The organism is Sphingobium sp. TCM1 (genome assembly GCF_001650725.1).
In the GTDB taxonomy this organism is placed as follows: Bacteria; Pseudomonadota; Alphaproteobacteria; order Sphingomonadales; family Sphingomonadaceae; genus Sphingobium.
Map to the genome: position 1 here is coordinate 87,048 of NZ_LXVX01000011.1, position 25,266 is coordinate 112,313.

The 25,266-nt window shown below is 63.8% G+C and carries 22 protein-coding genes; 5 read left to right on the forward strand and 17 right to left on the reverse strand.

Going from position 1 to position 25,266, the window contains the following annotated elements:
- Window positions 1-100: 100 nt before the first annotated feature.
- Together A7Q26_RS08035 and A7Q26_RS08040 are read right to left on the reverse strand one after the other, a co-directional pair.
- Window positions 101-880: a TetR/AcrR family transcriptional regulator gene (locus A7Q26_RS08035; protein ID WP_084439034.1), complete on the reverse strand. Its 780-nt coding sequence runs from the start codon at window positions 878-880 to the stop codon at window positions 101-103.
- On the reverse strand, window positions 858-2,612 hold the full coding sequence (locus A7Q26_RS08040) for a cytochrome P450 (RefSeq protein WP_066858868.1): 1,755 nt from the start codon (window positions 2,610-2,612) through the stop codon (window positions 858-860). Before A7Q26_RS08040 ends, A7Q26_RS08035 begins: the two co-directional genes overlap by 23 nt.
- A 117-nt stretch (window positions 2,613-2,729) precedes the next feature.
- Between A7Q26_RS08040 and A7Q26_RS08045 the strand changes: the two genes are divergently transcribed.
- Window positions 2,730-4,082 (forward strand): aldehyde dehydrogenase family protein, encoded by a 1,353-nt coding sequence (locus A7Q26_RS08045; RefSeq protein WP_066858869.1) that lies wholly within the window; start codon window positions 2,730-2,732, stop codon window positions 4,080-4,082.
- Between the two features lie 75 nt (window positions 4,083-4,157).
- Here the strand turns inward: A7Q26_RS08045 and A7Q26_RS08050 are convergent, their stop codons facing one another.
- Together A7Q26_RS08050 and A7Q26_RS08055 are read right to left on the reverse strand one after the other, a co-directional pair.
- On the reverse strand, window positions 4,158-5,081 hold the full coding sequence (locus A7Q26_RS08050) for a FecR family protein (RefSeq protein WP_066858870.1): 924 nt from the start codon (window positions 5,079-5,081) through the stop codon (window positions 4,158-4,160).
- A complete protein-coding gene (locus A7Q26_RS08055; RefSeq protein ID WP_232313726.1) occupies window positions 5,074-5,592 on the reverse strand; it encodes an RNA polymerase sigma factor in 519 nt (172 codons plus the stop codon). The genes A7Q26_RS08050 and A7Q26_RS08055 overlap by 8 nt, the downstream gene beginning before the upstream one ends.
- A gap of 145 nt (window positions 5,593-5,737) precedes the next feature.
- Between A7Q26_RS08055 and A7Q26_RS08060 the strand changes: the two genes are divergently transcribed.
- From A7Q26_RS08060 to A7Q26_RS08075, 4 genes are all read left to right on the forward strand, one after another.
- Window positions 5,738-8,224 (forward strand): TonB-dependent receptor domain-containing protein, encoded by a 2,487-nt coding sequence (locus tag A7Q26_RS08060; RefSeq protein ID WP_066858871.1) that lies wholly within the window; start codon window positions 5,738-5,740, stop codon window positions 8,222-8,224.
- A 216-nt stretch (window positions 8,225-8,440) separates the two neighbouring features.
- The gene (locus tag A7Q26_RS08065) at window positions 8,441-10,726 is read left to right on the forward strand and encodes a TonB-dependent receptor (protein WP_066858872.1); all 2,286 of its coding nucleotides are present in this window, start codon (window positions 8,441-8,443) and stop codon (window positions 10,724-10,726) included.
- Window positions 10,727-10,881: 155 nt separating this feature from the next.
- On the forward strand, window positions 10,882-12,216 hold the full coding sequence (locus A7Q26_RS08070) for an amidohydrolase (RefSeq protein ID WP_066858873.1): 1,335 nt from the start codon (window positions 10,882-10,884) through the stop codon (window positions 12,214-12,216).
- A 91-nt stretch (window positions 12,217-12,307) separates the two neighbouring features.
- Window positions 12,308-13,708 (forward strand): L-serine ammonia-lyase, encoded by a 1,401-nt coding sequence (locus A7Q26_RS08075; RefSeq protein WP_066859042.1) that lies wholly within the window; start codon window positions 12,308-12,310, stop codon window positions 13,706-13,708.
- A 180-nt stretch (window positions 13,709-13,888) separates the two neighbouring features.
- Here the strand turns inward: A7Q26_RS08075 and A7Q26_RS08080 are convergent, their stop codons facing one another.
- From A7Q26_RS08080 to A7Q26_RS08140, 13 genes are all read right to left on the reverse strand, one after another.
- Complete coding sequence (locus A7Q26_RS08080; RefSeq protein WP_066858874.1) at window positions 13,889-14,296, reverse strand: TadE/TadG family type IV pilus assembly protein; 408 nt, start codon at window positions 14,294-14,296, stop codon at window positions 13,889-13,891.
- Window positions 14,293-14,838: a TadE/TadG family type IV pilus assembly protein gene (locus A7Q26_RS08085; protein ID WP_066858875.1), complete on the reverse strand. Its 546-nt coding sequence runs from the start codon at window positions 14,836-14,838 to the stop codon at window positions 14,293-14,295. The genes A7Q26_RS08080 and A7Q26_RS08085 overlap by 4 nt, the downstream gene beginning before the upstream one ends.
- Window positions 14,835-16,238, reverse strand: a complete 1,404-nt coding sequence (locus tag A7Q26_RS08090) for a TadE/TadG family type IV pilus assembly protein (protein WP_066858876.1) — start codon at window positions 16,236-16,238, stop codon at window positions 14,835-14,837. The genes A7Q26_RS08085 and A7Q26_RS08090 overlap by 4 nt, the downstream gene beginning before the upstream one ends.
- Window positions 16,235-16,705, reverse strand: coding sequence for an A24 family peptidase (locus A7Q26_RS08095; protein WP_066858877.1), 471 nt, complete (start codon window positions 16,703-16,705; stop codon window positions 16,235-16,237). Before A7Q26_RS08095 ends, A7Q26_RS08090 begins: the two co-directional genes overlap by 4 nt.
- The gene (locus A7Q26_RS08100) at window positions 16,702-17,457 is read right to left on the reverse strand and encodes a hypothetical protein (RefSeq protein ID WP_066858878.1); all 756 of its coding nucleotides are present in this window, start codon (window positions 17,455-17,457) and stop codon (window positions 16,702-16,704) included. The genes A7Q26_RS08095 and A7Q26_RS08100 overlap by 4 nt, the downstream gene beginning before the upstream one ends.
- Complete coding sequence (locus A7Q26_RS08105) at window positions 17,454-18,428, reverse strand: type II secretion system F family protein (RefSeq protein WP_066858879.1); 975 nt, start codon at window positions 18,426-18,428, stop codon at window positions 17,454-17,456. The genes A7Q26_RS08100 and A7Q26_RS08105 overlap by 4 nt, the downstream gene beginning before the upstream one ends.
- A gap of 1 nt (window position 18,429) precedes the next feature.
- Complete coding sequence (locus A7Q26_RS08110; RefSeq protein ID WP_066858880.1) at window positions 18,430-19,428, reverse strand: type II secretion system F family protein; 999 nt, start codon at window positions 19,426-19,428, stop codon at window positions 18,430-18,432.
- A complete protein-coding gene (locus A7Q26_RS08115; protein ID WP_066858881.1) occupies window positions 19,425-20,813 on the reverse strand; it encodes a CpaF family protein in 1,389 nt (462 codons plus the stop codon). Before A7Q26_RS08115 ends, A7Q26_RS08110 begins: the two co-directional genes overlap by 4 nt.
- Window positions 20,814-20,815: 2 nt before the next feature.
- Window positions 20,816-22,018, reverse strand: coding sequence for an AAA family ATPase (locus A7Q26_RS08120; RefSeq protein ID WP_066858882.1), 1,203 nt, complete (start codon window positions 22,016-22,018; stop codon window positions 20,816-20,818).
- A gap of 21 nt (window positions 22,019-22,039) precedes the next feature.
- Entirely contained in the window at window positions 22,040-22,345 is a 306-nt protein-coding gene (locus A7Q26_RS08125) for a hypothetical protein (RefSeq protein ID WP_157102496.1), read from the reverse strand.
- The gene (locus A7Q26_RS08130; protein WP_066858883.1) at window positions 22,335-23,813 is read right to left on the reverse strand and encodes a type II and III secretion system protein family protein; all 1,479 of its coding nucleotides are present in this window, start codon (window positions 23,811-23,813) and stop codon (window positions 22,335-22,337) included. The genes A7Q26_RS08125 and A7Q26_RS08130 overlap by 11 nt, the downstream gene beginning before the upstream one ends.
- Complete coding sequence (cpaB, locus tag A7Q26_RS08135) at window positions 23,803-24,708, reverse strand: Flp pilus assembly protein CpaB (protein WP_066858884.1); 906 nt, start codon at window positions 24,706-24,708, stop codon at window positions 23,803-23,805. Before cpaB ends, A7Q26_RS08130 begins: the two co-directional genes overlap by 11 nt.
- A 76-nt stretch (window positions 24,709-24,784) precedes the next feature.
- Window positions 24,785-24,973 carry a Flp family type IVb pilin gene (locus A7Q26_RS08140; protein ID WP_066858885.1) on the reverse strand — a complete coding sequence of 63 codons (189 nt, stop codon included), beginning with the start codon at window positions 24,971-24,973 and terminating at the stop codon, window positions 24,785-24,787.
- Between the last annotated feature and the right edge of the window lie 293 nt (window positions 24,974-25,266).

Genomic DNA, 25,266 nt, shown 5'->3' on the forward strand with positions numbered 1-25,266 from the left:
CCGCTAGTCGGACTGGTGCCGGCTGGCAATGGGTGCGGACGGTCGCTGCGCTTCATGGCCGACGCGGCGGGATACTGACTGTCGTGCGCGAGCCTTTCGGTCAGGAACCCGCTCGTTCACGCAACGATGCGACCAAGGCCGCGAGCGCCCGGATTTCTGCTCCGGCCCGGTCCAGCGCAGTGTTCAACGCGGCCAGTTCTTCAGGGAGCGGCCCTGGTTGGTCGGGCAAGACGGTCTGTCTGGCGAGGCCCTCATTGTCCGCCGGGAACATGAGTACCGGCAGGATGAACTGATCGATATAGCGCTCCAAGGCGTCACGCCCGCGCGGCCCGTCGGCGGCGAGATACAGGAAATTGCGCATCTGCCATTCCGAAAGTTCGGCCAGTTCCAGCGTGGCGGGAATGACTTTTGCCGCCCGCGCATTTTCGAACAGCGCCTGAAAAGAGGCATCGACCAGTTCCTGATAGACAGGCCGCACGATCCGAAGATTATAAGGTGACAGGCCGCCACCAAATGTGCGGGCAAGCAGCGGATAGCGCGGCAGAGCCTCGATCGCATGGATCATGCCTGCCTTGATTCGCGCGGGAAAGCTCTTCTCGCTCGCGACCGCAGCTTCGGTCTCCGCGACAAAAGGGGCGGCATGGCGGCGCAGGATCGTGCCTATAATCGCCTCTCGACCACCCACGCGGCGGTACAATGTCGCCCGCGAGATATCCGCCGCGCGCGCGATGTCGTCGATCGTGACCTTGTCGACGCCCAGGTCAAGTATGACCGCCTCGGCGGCATCGAGAATGGTCTCGATGCCGCCGATGGTGCCGCCCGCTTCTCCGTCCGACCCGGTGTTCACGCTGGTCTGATCAGCGAACCTCGTAGATGTCATAAACCAACACGCCCATATTTGCTGCGCGGCCCTTCGCAATCGCCTGCACCTTGTTCAACCAGGCATAGCGAGGATCGGCCGTCTCAAACAGAGGCGCAACGATAATGGGCGAATTTCCGGCCTTTCCATAATCCGACCGTCCTTCGTACCGCACATAGATCAGGGCGCCGTCGTCGGTCTCCAGCGTCGTGCGGACATCGACCTGTAACGTGCCGTCGGGCGAAACGACGGCCCAGTCGCCGGATGGCTGCGACAACTGGCTTGCCTTCAGGCGCTCGCCTTCCCACCGCGCATCCTCCACATCGACGATCATCCGCATCCCGCGGGGCGTTCCCGGCATGACGGCCGGGATGCCCAGCTTCAGAGTGGCGCGCGCGATCGGCACGAGCTGGATGCCGTCGTCGCGATTCTCGACAACGGTCGGCTGGACGGCCGCCGCCGCCGCCGAAGCTGCGGCCGCGATCGAGGCGCTATTATTCTGGGATGCATACATGGCTATATCGGCGCTGTCGCCCAAGCGCGGTCCAGGGGTAAAGCGGACCGGCATATGCTTGATACCATTGGTGAAGTTGGATCGTAGACGGCGTACCGGCCCATCGAGTTGCAGGTCGTTCAGGCGCATGATCGATTCCGTGAACATGGCGTTCAGCTCGGCCTTGGCCAGCATACTGCCGAGACATCGATGGATGCCACCGCTCGCGCCGAAGGCGAGATGTTTGGCGGCGGCGTTCGCGCGGCGGATGTCGAAACTGTCAGGGTCGGGGAATACTGTTTCATCCCGGTTGCCCGAGACATACCATAGCATCACGCGTTCGCCCTGCCGGATGGTCTGGCCATGCAGCTCGTGATCGCGCGTGGCCTTGCGTGCAAAGCCGAGGGCCGGGGTGGTCCAGCGCAGCATTTCCTCCACGGCATTGGGAATCAGGGCGGGATCGGCGCGCAGTTCCGCCATCACATCGGGCCGGGCGATCAGCTCCGCCATGCCGTGCAGATATTGGGTGCGGGTGGTTTCGTTGCCCGCCGTAGCCAGCACGATGAAGGTGGCACCCATTTCCATATCGGTAAGCTGGCGCCCGTCGCGCACGGCATTGGCGATCATCGAAAAGACATCGTCGGTCGGCTTCGCTCGCCGCCGCCGGGTCACTCGACGGGCATAGGACATCATCTGGAAGCCGCCCAGCGTCGCGCGCTGATGGTCCGACAGTTCGGGATCGAGCTGCCCGAACATCGCATTGGCCCATTCGAACAACTTGGGCCGGTCATGCGCGGGCACACCCAATATGTCGGCGACGACCTCGATCGGGGTATAGGCGGCGACGTCATGCAGGTCGCAGGCGCCTGTCTCGATCACCGCATCGATCGCGTTGCGGGCGTAAACCTTCATCGACTCCTCAAGCCGCTTCACCGCCTTGGGCACGAAAGCGTCGCGGATCGAGCCGCGCAGGAAGCCATGCTGGGGCGGGTCGGTCAGGATGATCGAATTGTCGATCGTATTGGCCAGTTGCGCTTCGGACGTGTCCATCGGACTGACATTGGTGCGCGAGGTGAAGCCCTCGACATCCTTTTCGATAGCGGTGATGTCGGCGTAGCGCACGACATTCCAGAAGCCGCCATCGCTCGCTCGCGGCGAGAAGGTGAGCGGCGCCTGTTCGCGCAGGAACCGGAAATAATCGAAGGGAACCGCCTCGATGAAGGAATCGGGGTTGGTGAGATCGACGTCGCCAATGTTCATATATGCCTCATGATCGAGAAACGGTCTTGCTCATCATATCAGGTAAGTGATACATAATTCAATATCGTATCAATCATAGCCGGCGAAGTCGGTAAAAATGCTGGAGCAGAAGGTGAAATGACCGAGTTGGATGATGGCCAGGCGGCGATGAAGGGCGTGTTTGAAGCGCAACGCGCGCATCTTCCCGTGCTCAAGCGATCGTCTGCGGCAGATCGAGTCGATCGGCTCTCGCGGTTGCGCGCGAGCATCATCGCCCATGCCGACGCGATTGATCGCGCCCTGCACGACGATCTGCGCAAGGCGCTGGCCGGCATCACCAATTCCGAAATCCAGTCGGTGCTGCACGACATCGACGAGGCTATCGAGCAATTGCAGGGCTGGATGGCGGATGAAGTGATCGAGCCCTCGCCGAAATTCGCGGGCAACCGCACCTTCATCCGTTATGAGCCCAGAGGAAGCGTGCTGTTGCTGGGCCCCTGGAATTTCCCCTTCGCGCTGGTCTTCTCCCCCCTCGTGCCCATCATCGCGGCGGGCAACAGCTGCATCATCAAGCCCAATGAATTGCAGCCCGCGACCTCCGAGATTGTCGCGAAGATCGTCTCAGACTGTTTCGATGTGCGCGAAGTAGCAGTCTTCCAAGGCGGTGTCTCGGTGGCCGAGGCGCTGCAGGAACTGCCCTTTGACCACATCTTCTTCACTGGCAGTCCCGCCGTGGGCAAGCGGGTCATGGCCGCGGCTGCCCGGCATTTATCGTCGGTAACGCTGGAACTGGGCGGAAAATGTCCTGCCGTCATCGGGCCGGGCTATGATCTGACCGACGCGGCGGGCAAATGCGTTGGCGCCCGGTTCACCAATGCCGGCCAATTGTGCCTGGCGGTCGATCATGTCTGGGTGCCCCGTGCGCAGGTGCCACATTTCGTTGCGATCGCGTCCGCCATTATCGACAAGATATTCTATGTCGATGGAGCGCTCCAGCGCGACCGACTGTCTCGTCTGGTCGATGCGCGCAATTTCGACCGGGTCATGGCCTATATCGACGATGCGACGGCACGCGGCGCGCATATTGCCAGGGGGGGAAACGGTGATCGCGATGAACTGACCATCCATCCCACCCTATTGGTGGATGTTCCCATGGATGCGCGCATCATGCAGGATGAAATTTTCGGCCCGTTGCTGCCGGTCATCGGCTATGACGACCCGGACCAGATCGTCGCGCAGATCGATAAGACCGGAAAGCCGCTGGCGACCTATATCTTCAGCAACGAGGCAAGCTTTGTCGACGATCTGCTGATGCGGACGACATCGGGCGGCGTTACCGTCAATCATGTCGTCATGCATTATCTTGAAACCCGCCTGCCTTTCGGCGGCGTCAACGGCAGCGGCATCGGGCGCTACAAGGGCGTTCACGGTTTTCGAGAGCTGTCGCACGCCCGATCGGTGTTCGTGAGCAATCCCGACGCGATCCGTTAGGGGATATTGGAAAACCCCCTTTTTGGTCAGGGATCGGCGCCCGGTGTTCGATATCAGCGCAGCCTGGGCGCCAGTCTAAGAGCCGCTGGCATGTTCGGGGGTGGTCGTTCGCAAACCCATCGCGGTCAGTGCGCGCAGGACATCGGTCCGCTCATCCAGCCGGAACGTCCCGCTTATCGCCATTTGTCCATCCGATGGATTGGCCAGGGTGATATCATTCGCAAAATAGCGGTTCATTCGTTCGAGGACGACCGCAGCGGGTTGATTGTCGAACGTGATCCGCCCGTCGCGCCATTCATTTTGCGCAGCCGCATCAATGTTTGCCAGGCGGTAGGAACCGGACGTCGGAAGCGTAAGGGCATCGTTGGGCTTGAGGTCGATGGCGGCGGCGCGCGCGGTCTGGACGCGAACGGCGCCTTCAACAAGGATCACGACGGTAGCGCTGCCGTCGGTTCCAACCGAAAAGGCCGTTCCCAGATCCATGATGCGATTACCCGACGCCATCACGACGAAGGGATGTGCGCTGTCGTGGACGACCTTGAAAAAGGCGCGCCCTCGGATCAGGGCGACCCTTCGTTCGCCGGTCCAGGCAGGCACTTCGAGGGCGGTCTGCGCGTCCAGCGTCACCGCCGAACCATCAGCCAGCCGGAAGGTGCGCGGGGCGGCCGCGCCATTGGTCAGCATCTGGGACGCGGCGACGGGCGTGGCCGGATGCTGATGGAACGCAAACCAGCCGCCGATGCCGATCGCGGCCAGGAGGCTGGCCGCGAGCGCGGTGATGAGCGGCGCCCTGATGCGACGGCGCAACGGCACCACGGTGGCGTCGCCGAGGCGGCTGCGGGCGCCCGCCAGCATGGCCTGGAGCGCGGGATCGGCCGCAGCCCCGTCCAGGTCGGCCCAGAAGCGAGCGACTTCACCCTCCGCCGTCCCATCGCCAGCGGCCGGATCGGCGCGCGCCCGGACAAAAGCGGCGATCGCATCGTCCCGATCGTCAGCCATTGGCTTCGCCTTCGTCATTCATCAGAAACCGCAATGCCTTCATCATATGTTTTTCCACGGCGCTGACCGACAGGCCCATGGCCTGCGCAATGTCGCGATAGCTCATCTGGTCGAAGCGATTGAGCAGGAATATGTCCCGCGTCCGTTCGGGCAGCATGGCGATCCTCTGGCTGACGGTCAGAACCTGTTGCTTGCCCATGAGGACGCGTTCGGGCGTCACCTCCTCAACCGGATGGTCAAATTCCGTAAGCTCCTGGTGCCGGTCCGCCAGCCGGACGCTCGCCCGGCGGTGGCGATCAGCCAGGACGCTGCGAGCTGTCTGGAACATGTAGGACCGGACATTGTCGATCGGCTTCTGCCCCTCGTCGCGGCCGCACAGGCGGAGCCAGATGTCCTGGACAACGTCGTCGATGTCGCTGCTGTTGCGCAGTTGGCCGCTGAGCCAGTTGCGCAGCGCAGGGACATGCGGTGCGAAATCGGCTTCCAGACTGTTCAACCTGTCGCGAACCAATGATCGGCCTCTCGCGCCTGCGGACGGGCGGATCCCGTCGAAGAGCAGGCGTCGTATTGCAGCGCGCAGGACTATTCGATAACGCAGGGCGAAGGCAAGCGGGGTGCCGATTTCAATATCGATGATGCAAGACGTTTCATGTCGCATGGCACTGGCCCTTACCCTGGGGGCGATCGTGACCGGGCCAGCCGTGGCCGAGGCGGCGCCTGCGCGACAGCAACGGGAAGCGCTTGGCGGCGCGTTGCGGCGGCTGGCGTTGCACAAGAACGGGTCCATCCTCTTTCGTCCCGAAATGGTCGCGGGCCGGACCGCGCCGCCAGCGGCTGTCGGAAATATGCCGCTGGAGCAGGCATTGGGCGTGCTGCTGGCGGGATCGGGCCTGCGTCACCGCCGGATCGGGCGAAATACCTTCCTGATCGAACGGAGGCCAGCCGAGCGCCGTGACGCCCCGCCTGCGCCCGCCGCACCCGACGAGCGCCAGCCCATCGTCGTGACCGCGCTGCGCCGCCCGATGCTGCTGGGCGACACGCCGGCCAGCATCGTGGCGATCACCCGCGGCGACATGCGGCGCAGCGGCGCCACCGACCTTGGCGATATCGCCACGCTCGCGCCGAGCCTGACGCTCACCAATCTGGGTACGGGGCTCGACCGGCTGTCCATGCGCGGCGTCTATGGCGCGGGGGAGGCGAGCGTCGGCCTTTATTATGGCGACACGCCCGTCGCGGGGCCGAGTGGGTCCACGTCAGATCCCGGTTTCATGACGCCCAATCTGCTCATGGTCGATGTCGACCGGGTCGAGGTGCTGCGTGGCCCGCAGGGCACGCTCTATGGCGCGGGATCGCTTGCCGGGACGGTTCGCATCCTGTTCGCCCAGCCCGCGCTCGACAAGATGGAAGGGCGCATCGAATCGTCGTCCGGCTTCCGGTCCAATGGCGACCCCGACCTGTTCACGTCCGCGTGGATGAACGTGCCGATCCTGGCGGACCGGATCGCCGCACGCGCCCTTCTCTATCGTCGCACGCGGGGTGGCACGATTGACAATCCGGCGCTGAAGGGGCGCGACCTGGACGATCGGGTGGAAACCGGCGGGCGGCTGGCCCTGCGCTTCGCGGACGGGAATGGCTGGCGGCTGACACTGGGCGCGGCCTATCAGCGCAGCCGTTATCGGGACGCAGGCCAGGCCAGCCTCGTCGCTGGGCAGGATGAAACCACGCGCCCGGTGCGCCTTCCCTTTCGCGGCATTTTCGCAATGGCGTCGGCGGCTCTGCATGGCGAAACCGATCTCGCGACCGTCGACCTGTCGGTGTCCCGCTACCGATGGACAACGCGGCGAACCTTCAACCTGACCAACGTTCTCCTGTCGCAGAAGGACAATAGGACCGATTGCGCCAACCTCTTCGGGCGTTCGGCGCCGGCCTGTTCGGATGCCGAACTGGCACGGTGGAACGGCTATATCGACGCCCATGTTCCCGCCATCCTCGACCAGCCGCTCAAGGTCGGCGCGACGACGGCCGAACTGCGCCTGTCCAACACCGGGCGTTTGAGCTGGACGGCAGGCGCCTTTTTCAGCCGGCGCCGGGACGAGGGGTCGAGCGCGGTGCGGCAGGCCGAACGCGCCACCGGCCTGACGCTGGACCAACCCGCCTTCGGCCTTCGCCGCTTTTCGGGGCGGCTGGATCAGTTCGCGGGCTATGTCGATGCCAGCTGGAGCCTGTCCGACAAGCTGGACGTGACCGGCGGCGGTCGGTTCTTCCACTATCGTCGCTCGGCCGCTGGCGAGACGGTCATCCGCAATATCGTGACCGAACCCTATGACGCAGCCTATGGGTTCAGCGACCGCTACAGTGCGTCGGGAACCGTCACGCGCCTGCGCGCGGACTATCGCCCGCTGAGTGGCGTGCTGCTCTACGGCCAGTTCGCCAGCGGCTTCCGGCCCGGCGGCATAAACATCATACCGGGGCTCGACCCGCGGCTCGCTGTTTACCGCGACGACCGCATCGCGAGCATCGAGGCGGGCTCGCGCCTCTCGCTGCTGGACGCAGCGATGGAAATCGACCTGGCCGCCTATCGGCAGCGCTGGACCGACATGCAATATGCCGCCGCCAGCCGCAACGGCGCCTTCGCGCTCATCACCAACATCGGCAATGCCCGGATCAAGGGCGCGGAAATCGGGCTGACGATCAGGCCGGCAGCCAGCCTCACCGCACGACTGCAAGCCACCTATACCGACGCCCGCCTGTCATCGGACCAGATTACCGATCTGGCGACGACGCCCGGACGGACCGGGGACAAGCTGCCCTATGTTGCACCCTGGGTGCTGTCCGGGTCGATCATGCACAGCTGGTCGCTGTCCTCCGCAACCCGGCTGAGAGCGGACGTCACCGGACGGTATCTGGGCCGCCATCATTCCGCATTCCGGCGGGACGATCCCAACGACCTGTCGATCGGAGGAACGGGCACCGTCGACGCGCGCCTCTCGATCGAAACCGGGCGATGGGACGCGTCGCTGTTCATCGACAATCTGACCGATGCGCGTGGGCGCATCTGGGCCAGCAGCGGGTCGTTCGAAACCGGCGCGGTCAGCCGGAATCCGGCCCGGACGGCAGGCGTCGCGCTGGCCGCAAACTTCTAGCAAACGCACCGCACAAATTTTTGCGCGCTGCGGTGAGGTGGCTGCGCGGCGTCGCGTCTTCAGCCCCAGGACGGCAGCGTTCAGGCAAGATCGGATCGGAAAACACGCGCAATCGCAGGCGATTGCGCCGCCGGGATGGCTTTGCGTCGCGCCGACACGTCCACGTCAAATCATCGTCAGGAAGAACAAGAGGCAAAAGCTCACAAAGGGGACATCATGCGTAGCCTAATTCTGAAGAACGGCCTCCGTGGCGCGGCCACCTGTGCCATGATCGCCATCGTCGCCTCGCCTGCCATCGCCCAGTCCGCGCCGCAGGCTGCAAGCGAAGATGGCGGCGAAATCGTCGTGACCGCACTGCGTCGCAGCTCGACGCTTCAGGAAGCGCCACTCAGCATCGCCGCGATCAGTGGCGAGGGGCTGGTCAAGATGGGCGCTACGGGCCTCCAGGATTATTTCCGCGCGATTCCCAACCTCAACCTCAGTCAGGGGCAGATCGGGTCGAGCCGGATCAGCATCCGCGGCATCAACGCCGCAGGCGAAGCGACCGTGGGCCTCTATTTCGACGAAGTGCCCATCACCGGCCCCAGCGGCACGACCCAGGACGCGGGCAACAATGCCGCCGACCTCAACCTGTTCGACGTCGAGCGCGTGGAAGTGCTGCGTGGACCGCAGGGCACGCTCTATGGCTCCTCCTCGATGGCTGGCACGCTGCGGTTGATCTTCAACAAGCCCGACGCGGGCAAGCGCGAAGCGGCGATGGAAAGCCAGATCACCACGACCAAGGGCGGGTCGATGGGCTATTTCATGAAGGCCATGATCAACGAACCCCTGATCGAAGATGTGCTGGCGCTGCGCGTGTCCGCCTATCAGGAGAAGCGTCCGGGCTATATCGACAACGTCACCTTCGGCACCAAGAATGTCAATGACAGCACATCGAAGGGCATCCGCGCGCTGCTGGCCTTCACCCCGCGTCCCGACATGACCCTGACCGGCACCGTCATCTACCAGGAAACGGAGGCCGACGACCAGCAGGGATGGTATGAAGCGGCTGGCCGTTACAAGGCGCAATCGCCGCTGCAATTGCCGTTCAACAGCAAGCTGCAACTGTATAATCTGGCCTACGATTGGGAACTGCCGGGCGTCACGCTGACCGCGACGGGCTCCTTGTACAGATATGATATCCTGCGCACGCTGGATTTCACCCCGCCAGTCAACGCGCTGTCGCAGAGTCCGGCCGCGTGCCGCAGCTATTTCTCGCTCGCCAGCGCTTGCTCCAGCGCTCAGTTGACCGCGTACCGCAATGCCGGGCTGAACAGCCTGCCCGCGATCGGCTACCAGCCCGCCTATCTCAAGGCCAAGACGGCGGAAGTGCGCGCGACGTCGACCAACAAGGGGCCGTTCAACTGGGCGATCGGCGCCTTCTACGAAAAGCGCGAAGATTATATCGACAGCCATGTCTCGCTGGCCGATCCGCTGACCGGAGCGACCTATCTGCCGCTTCAGGATCTCAGCTACCGTTATGTCTCGACCGAGCTGACGCAGAAGGCGGCCTTTGGCGAGGTGTCGCTCGAACCTTTGAGCGGCCTGACCTTCACCGCCGGCGCGCGCTACTATGACTATACCAAGACGACCGCAGGCGAAGCGACGCTGGCCAGCCCGCTGACCGCGTCCGCGGTCACTCCTTACAGCGCGGTGACCGCCAAGGCGAAGGGCTGGATCGAGAAGTTCAACGTCAATTACAAGTTCTCGCGCGACGTCATGGCTTATGTGACGGCATCCAAGGGCTTCCGGCCGGGCGGGGCGAACAATATCCCAAGCCTGCCGGGCGGCCTGGTTATCTATGCGCCCGACAGCCTCTGGAATTACGAAGCGGGCGTAAAGTCGACCCTGTTCGACAATCTCGTCACCTTCAACCTGGCCCTGTTCCAGATCGACTGGAAGAATATCCAGACGGCGGCGCGCACCGCGGATGGGCTGTTTTCCTTCATCACCAATGCCGGCAAGGCCCGCATCCGCGGCGGTGAGGCTGACCTGACCGTGCGTCCGCTCCAGGGCCTTTCGCTTACGCTGGCGGCGGGCTATTCGGACGCGAAACTGACCGAGGATCAGAGCAATTCGGCGCTTCAGGTGACGGGGTCGACGGGCCTGAAGGGCGATCGCCTGCCCAACGTCCCGAAATGGAGCGCATCGGCAACGGCATCCTATTCCTGGCCTCTGTTCGCCGATTATGATGGCCTGCTCCGCGCCGACTATGCCTATACCGGCGACATGGCGAACGGCTTTGGCCCCACTACCAATCCCTATTATGAAAGCTACGGTAACTATAGTTCGGTGAACCTGCGCACCGGCATCGAGCGCAAGGATCGGGGCATCTATCTGTTCGTACAGAATCTGACCAACGAAGTCGGACTGACGGGCGCCGCGAGCGGCCTCGGCTACGATCGGCTGGTGTACAGCATTCCGCCCCGCACCATCGGCATCAACACGCGCGTCAGCTTCTGATGGGGCAGATCGCTGGCGGCACTGATGCCGCTGGCTCTGACCGCTCCGGCCTTTGCTGCACATTGCGGATGCAGGGTAGCAAATGCCGGAGTCCGGCCGCCAGGCTGGCCGTTTCGCCAGCCATGAACATCATGATTCACAAGAGGTCAAAGCCGATGAAAACCCATATTTCATTCCTGCCCGCCGCCCTGGCGCTCGCGCTCAGCCCCGCCGCTGCCCAGGCGGGCGCATTCGACGCGCAGAAGGCGAAAGCGCAGATCGACGCGACGCTGGATCGGGACTATCCCGGCCTGGAAGCGCTCTACAAGGATATCCACGCCCATCCCGAAACGGCGTTCCATGAAGTTCGCACGGCCAAATTGCTGGCCGACCGGATGCGCAAGCTCGGCTTCACGGTGACGGAAGGCGTCGGCAAGACCGGCATCGTCGCGCTCTATCGCAACGGGGACGGGCCGACCATCCTGGTCCGCACCGAACTCGACGGCCTGGCGATGCAGGAAAAGACAGGGCTGCCCTATGCCAGCAAATATCAGGAAATAGTGGACGGCAAGCCGCAGCCGACAGCACATAGCTGCGGTCATGACGCCCACATGACCTGGTGGGTCGGCACGGCGCAGGCGCTGCTGGCGATGAAGGATCATTGGAAGGGCACGCTGATGTTTGTCGGCCAGCCGGCCGAAGAGACGGTGGGCGGTGCGAAGGCGATGCTCGACGACAAGCTGTTCGAGCGTTTCCCCAAGCCCGACATCGGCTTCGCCGCGCATGTCGGCCCGTTTCCGGCCGGCAGCATCAAGCTGAAGGAAGGCGTCAGCACCTCCGCCTCCGACGCGCTGGAAATCATCTTCAAGGGGCGCGGCGGCCATGGCTCCATGCCGTCGGCGACGATCGACCCGGTGGTCATGGGCGCGCATTTCGTTTCCGATGTCCAGACGGTCATCAGCCGCGAGAAGGATGCCGGTGCGTTCGGCGTGATTACCGTTGGAGCCTTCAATGCGGGGACGGTGGGCAACATCATCCCGGATTCGGCAAACCTGAAACTGTCGCTGCGGTCCTTCTCGGCGGCCAATCGCACAATACTGAACGATGGCGTGCGCCGCACGGCAAAGGCGGTGTCGGACATGGCGGGCGCGCCCGCGCCGGAGATCAACTATCTCAGCGGCACCGCGGCCGTGGTCAACGATCCCGCGATGATCCGCCGCCTGGGCGCCATCCTGACGCCCATCTGGGGCGACAAGGTGGAAGTCGCGCCCGCCAGCGCGCCGGGCGGGGCGGCGAGCGAGGACTTTTCCGTCTTCATCGATGCGGGGGTGCCATCGGTCATGATCGCTATCGGATCATTCTCCCCAGACATGATCGCTGACTACGAGAAGCGCGGCGCACCACTGCCGGTCAATCACTCCCCCTATTTCGCGCCCGATCCCGTCTCGGCAATCCGCACGGGGGTGACGGTCCTGACTCTCTCCGTGCTGGATGCTGCGCAGCCGAAATAGGCAGTACGGTCATCCGGAAAAGCTGATCTATGCGGAGGCGGAATGCCGCCTCCGCACGCGGGCCGGCGCGCCCGTGCGTGGGAGTGACATCATGGACCATCTGCTTGGCGATCTGCCCGCGCCTGCGCGTGCCCGCAGTACGCGCGCTCTGGGCTTGGCCGACCTGTTCGCGGTCGGTATCGGACCATCCAGTTCTCACACCGTCGGACCGATGCGTGCGGCCTGGCGCTTTGCCGAATTTCTGGCGCGTTCGTACCTGCGCCCGGCACGGATCGAATGCACGCTCTTCGGCTCGCTGGCGTTGACCGGCAGGGGGCATTTGAGCGATGTCGGCGTACTGCTGGGGCTTTCCGGCTGGACACCCGATTGCGTCGACCCTGACGAGATTGCGAACATCGTCGCAACGATCCGGCGGGGTAAATGCCTGGCGCTGGGTGGCCGGCAATCGGTCGCCTTTTGCGAGAGCAGCGATCTGCGCTTTGATCCCCAGTTCCTGCCCGAACATCCCAACGGCCTGCGTTTCATCGCCTGGTTGCCGGACGGCACGACGATCGAGAAACGCTATTTCTCGATCGGCGGCGGGGCGGTGATCGGCGAGGCCGACGAGGGCGCCGCCCGTCCCGTGACGCTGCGCTTTCCCTTTTCGTCCGGGGCAGACCTGCTGGAAATCGGCCGCAGGACCGGCCTTGGCCCTGGGGATATCGTCCGGGAGAATGAAAGCGCCTGGCGTTCCGCAGAAGAGAGCGATGCTCTTGCCGGCCATATTCTGGCAGTCATGGACTCCTGCATTGATCGAGGATTGCGGGCCGAAGGGCTGTTGCCCGGCGGGCTGCGCGTGCCCCGGCGTGCGGGCGCAATCTACAAGGATCTTCAGCGGCAGAAAGCCATATCCGATCCCGCAGCCGCATTCGAATGGACGAGCCTGTGGGCGCTGGCCGTCAACGAAGAAAATGCCGCCGGCGGCCGCGTCGTCACCGCGCCCACCAATGGCGCAGCCGGGGTCCTGCCCGCGGTCATCCGCTATTATCGCCATTTCATTACCGGAGCGGACGATCGCGGCGCCCGATACATGCTGTATACCGCGGCGGCGATCGGGATGCTCTACAAGATGAATGCCTCCATCTCGGCGGCGGAGATGGGGTGCCAAGGCGAAGTCGGAGTTGCCTGTTCCATGGCGGCGGCGGCGCTGGCGGCCGCTATGGGCGGTTCCAACGCACAGATCGAAAATGCTGCGGAAATCGGCATGGAGCATAATCTTGGCCTGACCTGCGATCCCATCGGGGGCCTCGTCCAGATTCCCTGCATCGAACGCAATACCATGGGCGCGGTCAAGGCGATCAACGCCGCCTATCTCGCGTTGCGCGGCAATGGCGCCCACCATGTCAGCCTGGACGCGGTGATCGAAACGATGCGCCAGACAGGCGAAGACATGAAATCCCAGTATAAGGAGACCAGTCTGGGTGGCCTCGCCGTCAATGCCGCCGTATGTTAGGAACCGGCATCTGAAGTTCGTCACGCGATCCGTATCGGTATTGTCCGAACTCCAGGGTCTATAGGTGCTGTATTCTTACTGCTGCATATTGATTGAAATCTCTATCAAAGACATCTCAAGCGGCACCAGTGCCCGGAACGAACGTGCCGCGGTCGTCCAAGGGCTATCGGTTCATGGGCCTCAGATGACCGGGTAACATGCGCTTGCCGAAAGTGGCACGCTGATCGATCCGGCTCCGGTGAACAGGGTGAAAGTCCCGTTGCCGCTTACCTGCTTCCCGCAGGCCGGTTCTGTCAGGGTGAAGGCCAGGCCCGCAATCGCCGGGCCCTGATATAGCGTCTTGGCATAGGTATCGAGATTGGCGCTGGTGCATGTCCCCGATATGTTGACCGCGAGACACCGCGCGGCCTGCTCGGTGGCTGCATGGAGGCTGATGACGGCGCCCAGCAGAAAGGACAGGTAAATGGTGGAGAAAACGGTCGTCAGGAAGAGCGGCAGGACGAGAGCGAACTCGGCGGCCGTCGCTCCGGACTCCGTCCGTGCGAAAATGCGCAGGAAATGGGCAAGACGAGGCAACAGGTTGGTCATTTGAGGCGCATCCATGCGGTCTGCTGGATATTCGTCGACAACGCGGACATGATGGTCAATCCGGGTGCGAACGGAACATAGGTGTAGCTGGCCGTTACCGAGATATAGTCGCCCGGCGCCTGGGTGCTTCCGGTGACGACCGTGCTGCAATCAGCGGGCGGCGTGGCGTCGATTGCCGCGACCAGTTGCAGGCCGCCGCTATCATCCGCGCAATAATAGGCTTCGGTCGGCGTATTGAGCGTAACCGACGATCCCAGCGATGTGGCCTGCGCCGCCGCCGCCATGTCCGTGGACAAGGTGGCGCTGCAATTGCCAGTGGGATAGGTGGCGGGCAGCTTTGCGTCGGGGCACAGGTTGCGCACCTTGCCCACCGCCGCCTGCGCCGCCAATTCGGTCTGCATTCGTGAAAAGATATAGACGCACAGGTCCATGATGTTCAGCGAAACGAACCCGATGATCGGGAAGCACAGCGCCATTTCGACCGCGACACTGCCGCGTCGGTGGGCACGGAACCGCCGGAACAGGGGAAGCAACCCTGTCATTGCACCAGCCTCGTCACCGTGGAGCCGCCCGAGGACGGCGGGTCGAGCCCGGCCGTCTCGCAGCCGCTGTTATTGGCGAAAATAGTGCCCGTCCCGTTCACCAGGATCGTGTAGGAGATCAGCATGAAGCAGGAAGAGCCGTTGGAACTCTTGTTCACTATGCCGCTGAATGTCACGTCCGCCTTGGGCAGGTAGACAAGGCCGGTGATCTCCCACGCGGGACTGTTGCCGGTGTAGGTGAAGCTGGTTCCGCTGGTCAGCGCGGGGTCCTGATACATGGCGATGCCCGACCAGGGGCCGGAAGTAGGTGCCTGGATATCGATCTTGCCGGAAGTCGAACCTGAATTATCGGTGGGATAATGAAGATAGCTCCCCGCCGTGCCGGAAAAGACGATCGTTGCCGTTGCTCCGCTCGCCGTCTTGATCGTCCTGCCGTTGAGGTCGAGCACTCCGTTACGGATGATGATGGTCGTCTCGCTGCCGGTAAGCGTCACGTCGCCGGTCAATTGAATGTCGCCGCATAGTTGCTGATTGCCGGTCCAACTCTTCGAGCCGGAAAGCTGGTTAGTCGTTGGAACGGTCCAGGTGCCGCGCACTTTCGCACCCTGCGGATAGGAACTGCATGTGTCCGCCGGGATGTTGGACTTGAGAGCGTCATAGGGGTCGGGTGGCGCTGTCACACCGGACGTCTGGGTTTCCCCGCATCCGCTGTTGGTCAGGACGGCATCGCCAAAATCGGCGCCCAGGTCATGCCCGTTGCAGGTCGCGCCGCCGTTCGACAGGATGCTGCATCCTTGCAGGTCGGGCTTGGGGCCGCCATTGCTGGTGAAGGAATTATAGGCAGTCGACAATGACCACAGACAATAATTATGGCCCGCTCCCGATGATGTAGCGATCGCGGCCACCGGAATGATCTGACCCCGGCCCGTTCCGTAGGTCGTGTTGCCCTGGAATCCGATCAAGGCGGAAAAACTGACGGGTACGACAGTCGAGATCGCCGTCTGGTAGCAGGTGGCTCCCACTGCCGTACCCGTCGGGCAGGTCACGATCGTCGTTGCCACCGACGCGCCGTTGGTGCCGTTGACATAGCCGAACTTGGCAGCGGTCGCCGCGGCTTCGGCCTGGTATCCGCTGCCTGTGCCGCTGCTGTTGTTATTGACAGCGGCGGCTATGGCGGCCGCATCGGCTGCATTTTGCATGGAGCGCTGGAAATAATACCATTGGCCCTGCTCGACCCCGATGGCGATGGCGCCTGAAATGGGAAGCAACAGAAGCGCCATCATCGGGCTCACCGCCCCGCTTCGACAGCGCAAAAAAGCCATCATGGTCCGCATCATCAAAGCGAGCAGACCAGTCATGCGATGGGACTTGTCATCGTGCGTGGCTGCGAAGTCGATCATGATCCATATCCCATGCTCGCCAGGGCGATCGCGCCCACCGCAATCGCCACGCCATACGGAATGCCGTCCATCCCCTGGCTTTGCCGTCGCAGGGGAAGTCCCCGCATCCGGCGCACCGCGAAACACACCGCCAGCAGCAGGAGTCCGCTGAAGCTGACCAGCACGAACAGCCGCCACGCGTCCGCCAGGGGGAACCATGCCGCGACGGCCGCGTAGAATTTCGCATCGCCTCCGCCGACCGCCTTCAGTGCGAACAGCGCCATGCCCACCGCCAGTGCGGCGAATGCGTGAAGCAAGTGATCGCCCGCCACCCAAGCTCCTTGCAGATAGGCGGTTGCGGCGATTGCGAGCAGGAAGGTGAGGAGGCAAAGCCAGTTCGGAATCCGGCGCGTGCTGACGTCGCTCCAGGACGCGAACGCGCCGCTCAGCAACAGGATAAGCTGAGGCAGGGAAAGAAGGGCGATCATCGCGCCCGCTCCATGGACCGGGTGGCCGGAAGGCGTGGTGTGGCGGCGCTGGCCAATGCGGTGCCGTCTGTACCGGCGGGGGTGGATCGGGCGATCGGAGCGGCCTGCGTCGGCGCGGTGATGATCTTGACCGTCAGACCGGGGTTGGCGCCGATGGGCCGGGATGGCGTTGCGACGTTGGCGACAAGCGCGGATCTGTAGAGCGGCGCGGCCTGCGCGGGTGCGGTGATGATCTTGACTTCCAGTCTGGAGATTCGCTCCAGTCGACCCGGGAGAGCCGGCGGCGCAGGAATCCTGACGGCGGCGGCGCGCATCGCATCCCTCTCTCGTGTCAGTTCCATCGCACGCTCCCGCGCTTCCCGCGCTTGAACGATGATCGCCAGGTTATTGGCATAGCGGGTATCGGCGGGATCGAGCGACGCGGCTTCGGACAGATAGCGTTCGGCCAGGTCCAGGCGCCCGATCCGTGCATAGCCGATGCCGAGCGCGTTGATCGCAGGTGCGACCGGCTCGCCGCGGCCAAGCGCGCGCTGCAATATCGCGATGGCCGCACCCGGCTGTCCGTCTGCCAGCAGCCGCCGTCCTTCCTGGGTGTCGGCATCTCCGGTGGGAAGGGGGGCGGTCACGATGGCGGGTGGCTTCGCAGCGGGCCGATGGCCGAAAAGGGGCAGCCGGATCAGCGAGCAGCCGCTCAGCGCGCCAGCCAGCGCCAGACCGGCGATGATTTTCGGAAGAGGAGCGTTACTATTCATCTGCTGCCCTGCATTGCTGGCAAGAGTTGACGGGCGATCTGCACGGAAGCCGGGAGCATCAGCACGCCGATCATGACCGGCAACATGCAGGTGACGAGCGGGATGGAGATCAGCACCGGGATTCGATGCGCTTTCTCCTCCGCCCGCATACGGCGTTTTTCGCGCATTTCGGCGGCATAGACCCGCAGTGTTGCGGCGATGCTGGAACCCAGCTTGTCGGACTGGATCAGCAGGGCGGCGAAGGAGCGGATTTCCTCCACGCCTGTCGCCTGGGCCATCCGGCGCAGCGCGGTTTCTCGCGAAGCACCGGCCCGCAACTGCATCGTCGCGGTCGTCAGCATCCGCGCGACCAGGGGCTGCGAGTTCACCATTTCCCGGCCGACCCGATCGATCGCGGCCTCCAGTCCCAGACCGGCTTCGACGCATACGAGCATCAGGTCCAGGCTGTCGGGAAACCCGTTTATGATCGCTTCGCGCCGCCGGTCGGCCTTTGCCCGTACCACCAGAGCGGGCAGATAAAGCCCGGCCACCGCAGAAATGGACCCGAACAGGTATAGCTTCGTGAAGGAAAGCGAGCTGCCGGCCATCAGGGTGATCATGACAAGCGCCGTCGGCAGCAGGATGACCAGTATGAGGCGAATGAGCGTGAAGAGACGGGGTGCGGCAGGAGATTCAAATCCGGCCGCCACCATTCGCTCGCGCAGCACGTCCGACTTGGTGTCGGCCAGGTTCAACCCGGCGCGCTCGATCCGGTCGATCATTCGGGTGAGAGCGTCGTTCTGGCGCCCCAGCAGCGTTGGCGCGCTGACCTGCCCGCCGCTGCCTATCGCGATGGACCGCAATTCACGGCGGACGCCGCTGCGCTGGGATTGGACCCGGATCGCGACCAGGCAAAGGCTGACCACGACCAGAAACAGCCCGCCCAGAATGGCGACGCGCAGGAAGGGGTTGGAGGCGATGAGGTCGATCATGCTACACCTTGAGGTCCGTTAGTCGGCGGATCGAAAAGACCCCGATCGCATAGAGCCCGATCAGCATGGGGAAGCCGATGGTGAAGATCGGGTCCTGAGCGACATCCAGATAGAAGCCGGGGTTGTAGGTAAACAACACGGTGAAGGCGAACACGGGAAGCACCGTCAGCATCCAGCCCGTCATGCGCCCTTCGGAACTCAGCGCACGGACCTTGAGGAACAGATTGGCCCTGTCGCGGATCACGCGCGCAAGATTTTCCAGGATTTCCGCCAAATTTCCGCCGGTTTCGGACTGGACCGCCACGCACACGACGAACATGCGGATATCTTCCAGATCCCATCGTTCGGCCATGCCGAACAGCGCGTCGTTCAATTCCGCGCCATAGGAGACTTCATCTGCGACCAGGCCGAATTCGCTGCCGATCGGGTCCTGCATTTCCTGGGTGATCAAATCTATGGCAGACGCGATCGGATGCCCTGCGCGCAGCGACCGGATGAAGATGTCGAGCGCATTGGGGAATTGATCCTGCATCCGCTTGCGCCGCCGCTGCGCGCGGTGGCTGATGACCATCAGCGGCAGGCCCGCGCCCATGATGACGGACATGATCGCGATCAGTTGCACCACGCCGATAGTCAGGCTGAAACGTCCGGCCACCAGCAGAAACATCAGGACGAACAACGTGATCGACGCAATTCCCGATCCGACGAGCAGGTTGCGCGCGCTCATCGAAATGCCGGACATCATCACCATGCGGATCAGGCCGACATGGCGCCGCTGCCACCAGGGTGCATCCGGCGCGACCGTGGGCGGCGCATTCTTGAGCAGCGCGGTGCGGACCGCGTCGCGATCCTGCCCCGTTCGCAGCATGGACATTCGCCGGTTCACCGTGCCCAGTTCGGCCCGCCGATTGAGGATGATGCTCATCACGAGTTGCGACAGCAGGAAGACGGTCGCGAAAACCGCGATCAGAATCGCCAGGCGGAGCAGGAGCGGGGTCATGGCATGTCGAACTGCGTCGTCGGGCGGAACACGGACGGATCGATTTCAATGCCGTGCGCCGCCAGGATGTTCATGAATTTGGGCCGGATGCCGGTCGCCTCGAAATGGCCGGCGACCCGACCGTCCGCATCGCGGCCGGCCATCTTGAAGCGGAAAATATCCTGCATGGTGATGACCTCGCCCTCCATCCCCGTCACTTCGGATAGGGAGAGTATCTTGCGGCGCCCGTCACTCAGGCGCCCTACTTGCAGCACGACGTTGATCGCGCTTGCGATCTGGCTGCGCGTGGATCGCGCGGAGATGTCGATGCCGCTCATGCCGACCATCTGCTCGATCCGCGACAGGGCATCGCGCGACGTGTTGGCGTGGACGGTGGTCATCGACCCGTCATGGCCGGTGTTCATCGCCTGCAGCATGTCGAATGCCTCGCCCGACCGGCACTCGCCCAGGATTATCCGGTCAGGCCGCATCCGCAATGCGTTCTTGACGAGATCGCGCTGGGTCACTTCACCGCGGCCCTCGATATTGGGCGGGCGGGTTTCCAGGCGCGCGACATGATCCTGCTGCAACTGCAACTCGGCCGAATCCTCGATCGTCACGATCCGCTCGCGTTCGTCGATATGGGATGACAGCGCGTTCAGCATGGTGGTCTTGCCCGAACCGGTGCCGCCCGAGATGATGATGTTGAGCCGCGCGGCGACGATCGCCTTCAGCACGGTCGCCATGGACGCGGGAATGCTGCCCAGCTCGATCATCCGTTCCATGCTGATCGGCTTTTTGGAAAATTTGCGGATCGACAGCAGCGATCCGTCGATTGCCAGTGGCGCCACGATCGCGTTCACGCGCGATCCGTCGGCCAGCCGGGCGTCCACGAACGGAGAGGATTCGTCGATACGCCGACCTACTGCGGTGACGATCTTCTGGATGATGCGCAGCAGGTGGCGCTCATCCTGGAACCGGGTGGCGGTGCGCTCCAACAGGCCATAACGCTCGACGAACACGGATTCGCAGCCATTGACCAATATGTCGGTGATCGTCTCGTCCTTCAGCAACGGCTCGAGCGGCCCGAGGCCGAGCAGTTCGTCGAGCACGTCGTTGCACAGCAGCGCCCGCTCGTTGCGATTGAGGACTTCGCCTTCCGCTTGCAGCAGTTCGGCCACGATTTCCGACACGTCCTTGACGATCTGCTCGCGCGACATCTTGTCGAGCAGGGCCAGGTTGATCCGGTCAAGCAGCAGCCGGTGAATCTTCACCTTGAGCGCGATCATCCGGTCGGAGAAGGAAGGCTCCGCCGGTACGGCGGCGAGCGCGGCGGCCGGCGGCGGTCCGTCGACCTCGACCGGCTCCGGCGTGATGAGCTGCTCGCTCTTGCGGACATTCCACATGGTCAGCCTCCCCGATTGAGCGGACCGCTGCGTAGCAGAGCGGCAAGTTTGGTGATGTCGGTGGCGAAACGGCTTTTCGGACGAACGGCGTTGACCAGCTGGCCCTGATTCTGCGCGGCGCTCACAAGCGGCTCTTCCAGCGCCAGCGACGCCAGGACGGGGTGCGACAATGTCCGCGCGACATCGCTCAGGTCGATGGTGCTGAACAGTCGCCTCTCAACCCGGTTCGCGACGATGTGGACCGCGCTATCCTCGATCCCGACCGACCGGAACAGATCCAGCCGGCGCTTGGCCTGCCGCAGGCTCGGCAGGGAGAGTTCGACCACCATCAGGATCGCATCCGATTCCGCGGCGGCCGACAGCGTCCAGCTCGTCCAGTCCGCCGGTAGATCAAGCACCACCATCCCATATTGCTGGCGGAAAAGCTGGATCACCTTGAGCAGCTGGTCGGTGTCGATCTGCTCCAGCGGCATGATCGTGTCGGGCGCGGCGACCACCGACAGCTGTTCCCCTGCGCCGATCACCACGGACTTCAACAGCTCTTCGTCGAGCCGCCCGTGCGCCTCCAGCAGGTCGTTGAGCCGGCCATTGGGTGCAAGGCCGAGATAGTCGGTGACAGTGCCGAACTGGACATCCAGATCCGCCACCAGCGCGCCCTTGCCGCTCGTGTCGCTGGCCGCCAGCGCACCTGCCAGATGCGTGGCGACGGTGGTCGCGCCGCATCCGCCGACCGATCGCACCACCGACAGCAGCGGCGCGAGCGTCGTTGGCGGGCGCGTGTCGCCATCGCGCCGGGCCATGGCGTCCAGCGTCGCCTGCAAAACTTCCTGCGGATCGAACGGCAGCGACACGACGTCGGCCACACCTTCGCGCACGATGGTGCGAATGAGCGAGACGGTGGCGTCGCGAACGGCGGCGATCACGATCAGGCCCGGCCGTTCTTCGGCGACGCGCGTCAGCCGCTGCATCGATGCGCTGCTGCCCGGATCGACCTCCAGTACCAGCAGCCGTGCCCGGCCGAGTTGCGCTCCGCCCAGCGGTTCGTCGCTGTCCAGGGGCAGGGCCAACACCCCCGACAGGCCGCCATCCTCGATCACGGCCGTGAGCGGCGCGATCTCGCGGGGCGACGCCACGATCAGGACTCGCGGTCCTTCGCCGGGCGCGGCGTGCTTCATCTGGTCAGCGGGAAAGTCGGGCGCACCCATATACCCTCTCCATCCTTGCCATCAATTGCCCGCCGCCGAAGCGGCGATCGTTGCGACATTGGATATCTTGGCGTTGACTGGCCGCTTCACCTTGTCGGTGCGATAGCGGGTGATCGCCTGCTCGGCATGTTCGCCGTTGGTTTCGGGCAGGGGCGTGTCATAGACCGGCAGAGGATTGACCACCTGCGCGGCCATTGTCTGGCGGTTGGCCTCCCCGAAATTGGTCGGCCCTCCCATGTAGGGAACACCGCCATGCGGTTCCGCGCAGGCCGACAGCGCGCAGGCTGATCCGATCATGAGCAACAGGCGGGGGCGTTCAATAGGCATAGCCGTCTTCCTTGGGCTTGGCGGGCTTGGTCGCCGCTGCGGTGCCGGGGTCGGGCGTGAAGCCTGACGTGGGCGCCGGATCGACGGCTTCGGTCGGTGCGCCGTTGGGCACCACCGGCAGCGGGCGATAGGGCTGGCCGAAGAGGAACGCGTCCGATTCGCGCGGGTCGGCGACGCGATCGGTGGGCAGGCGCACCTGGTCGGGCCGGATGGGCTGGACCAGATGCGGCGTCACCACGATCAGCAGTTCGGTTTCGCCCTTCTGATAATTGGTGGAGCGAAACAGCGCGCCGATCACCGGCAAAGCGCCCAGTAGCGGAAGCTGGCGGATCGCCGTCTGGTAATCGTTGCGCAGCAGACCGGCGATCGCGAAGCTTTCGCCGTCCCGCATCTCCAGCGTCGTGCTGGCGCGCCGGGTGCGCAGGCCCGGAATGCTGATATTGCCGACATCCAGCGATACGGTCGGATCGATCTCGCTCACCTCCGGCTCGACGATGATGCTGATCGTCCGGTCGCTCAGCACGGTCGGGGTAAAGCCCAGGCTGACGCCGAAAGGCTTGAACTCGACCGAGATCGCGGCGTCTCCACCCGTTCCGTTCTGCGCGACCGGCACCGGGAATTCACCCCCGGCCAGGAAGGACGCGCGTTCGCCGGAAAGCGCGACGAGCGTCGGCTGGGCCAGCGTCTTCGACAGGCCGCGCTTTTCCAGCGCGTTCAATATGCCGTCGATCCTGACCCCGCCCAGGCTGAACACCGACCGGAAAATGCCGAACGTGTCGGTGATCGACCGCAGTTGCAGCAATCCTTGGCCCGTGTCCGGATCGGGCACGATCTGCGCCCCGCTGCCGGTGACGGCGTTGAAATTGTTGCCGCCGGACTGGAGGAAGCTGTTCAGGCCGATCTCCTTCCCGGCCGACCTTTGCACTTCGGCAAAGCGCACCTCCAGCATCACCTGCTGGCTGGAACCCATGGAGATCATGTTGATCACCTTGTCGCCGGCATAGGATTGCGCCAGCTGCACCGCGCGCGCCGATGACGCCGCGCTGTTGACGATGCCGGTCAGGACGATCGAGTCGTTGGAAATGCGCGCATTGATCTGGTCGCCGGGGATCAGCTCCCGCATCTGGCGCGTCAGCGCCTCGATATCCGGTCCGATGGCGACGTCCATGATCGACATCACCCGCCCGCCCGAGTCATAGAGCGTCAGGCTGGTGGTCCCCATCTTCTTGCCCAGCACATAGATGGAGCGGTCGGTCAGCGGCAGCACGTCGGCAATGTCGGCATTGCCAACCATCGCCTTTGCGATCGGACGGTCGGCGCTGACCACCTGGCTCTTGTTGACCGGAATGTCGAGCGTTCCGGCATGGAGCGCCGCCGGCATCACGGTTTCGGCCTGGGTTGCAAGCGGAATGCCCGGCGCTGTGAGGGCGAGCGCCAGCGCGGCGGCGCGGGGCAGGTTAGTAACCATGTTGCACCTCGTAATCGCTGGGGTTGCTGCCGCGAACGACCGTCATCGTCGGCCCGGCGCGGCGTGGCGCGGGCGCCGGGCGCTGCGCCATCTGGCGGAACAGGGCAGGCATGGCCGATGCTGCGGGCGGCGTGGCGCCTCCGGTGCGGCGGGGCATGTAGATGTTGGTGGTCGACAGGTGCCGTGGCAGCACCGTCGGCATCGCCGTCTGCTGTGCGTCGGCGACGTTGCGCAGCGCCAGGCTGAGCTGGCCGAGCTGGATCGACAGCGCCAGTTTCTGCGCCTGCCGCGCATCGACCTGAAGGGTCGCGCTCTTGGCGATTGCCGCCTTGGTCTGGCTGGAATCGGCGACCTGGTCGATCCCCAGCACCGGCACCGCCTCGACCACGACATCGGTCATCTTGTCGTTGGCGCCCGCGCCGTCACCGGGTATGGGGCGCGTCAGCAGCACATCGACCACATCGCCGGGGCGGACGAAGCCGCCGACGCCCGACACGTCGTTGATGGGGATGGCGTAGGCCAGCTTGCCGACCGGGACCGTGGTCGACAGCGTGGCGCGACCGTCGCTGCCCGAAATCTTCGATGCGAGCAAAGGCTCGCCGGCCACGACCGGACGCAGCGCGACGCGCTTCGTCTTGGTCAACTGCTCGATGTCGGTAAAGGCGCCCGTCGGCACCGATTGCGCGGGCCAGTTCACCATCCGCACATTCTGCGGCCCCAGCTGGGCTCCGAACGGCAAATCCTGGCTGGCGACTACAAGGCGGACAAGTCTTTGCGCCTCGGCGGACTTTTCCTGCTGCTTTTCATAGCCGGAAAAATAGGCATTGCCCAGAACGACCGCTCCAAGTCCGAAGGAAACGGCCACGGCGACTACGATGATATTGCGCCCCTGCATGGCACCCCCCACGCGAAAGCTTCAGAATACTGGCCGGGACCCAAGTCCCGGCCAATAAATTTCGGATTTTAAGACCTTAACAGGAGCCAGCCGCACCCTTCTGGGTGATGCAAGTACCTGCCGAGTTCATGGCGGTCGTGATCGAGCTGCCCAGGGCGATGGAAGCAGCGGCGATGCCCGAGCCGACAATGGCGAGGATCAGGGCATATTCGGCGGCCGAAGCGCCGGCATCGTCACGAACGAAGTCACGGATGAACTTGATCATCTATCATACTCCCAAAAATACAGTCAGTCATCTTGACGATGCCTGAATTGCTGCAATGCATCATAGATGGGAGACCCGGTATGGAAATGCAGGCACCCACCCCCCTAACCGCCATCATCTCACTATTTGCACATGTCTGCATGAAGATTTGAACATGCAAACGGAGATAGTAAGCGGTACTGAGCCATCCGGCCAAGTTGTCTAGAAATCCGCCTCTCCGGTCGATTCGTCAACTAACCCTTAAACGTTACCCAAAATTGCCATAAATCTTTTCGATTCTTCTCAACGCACTG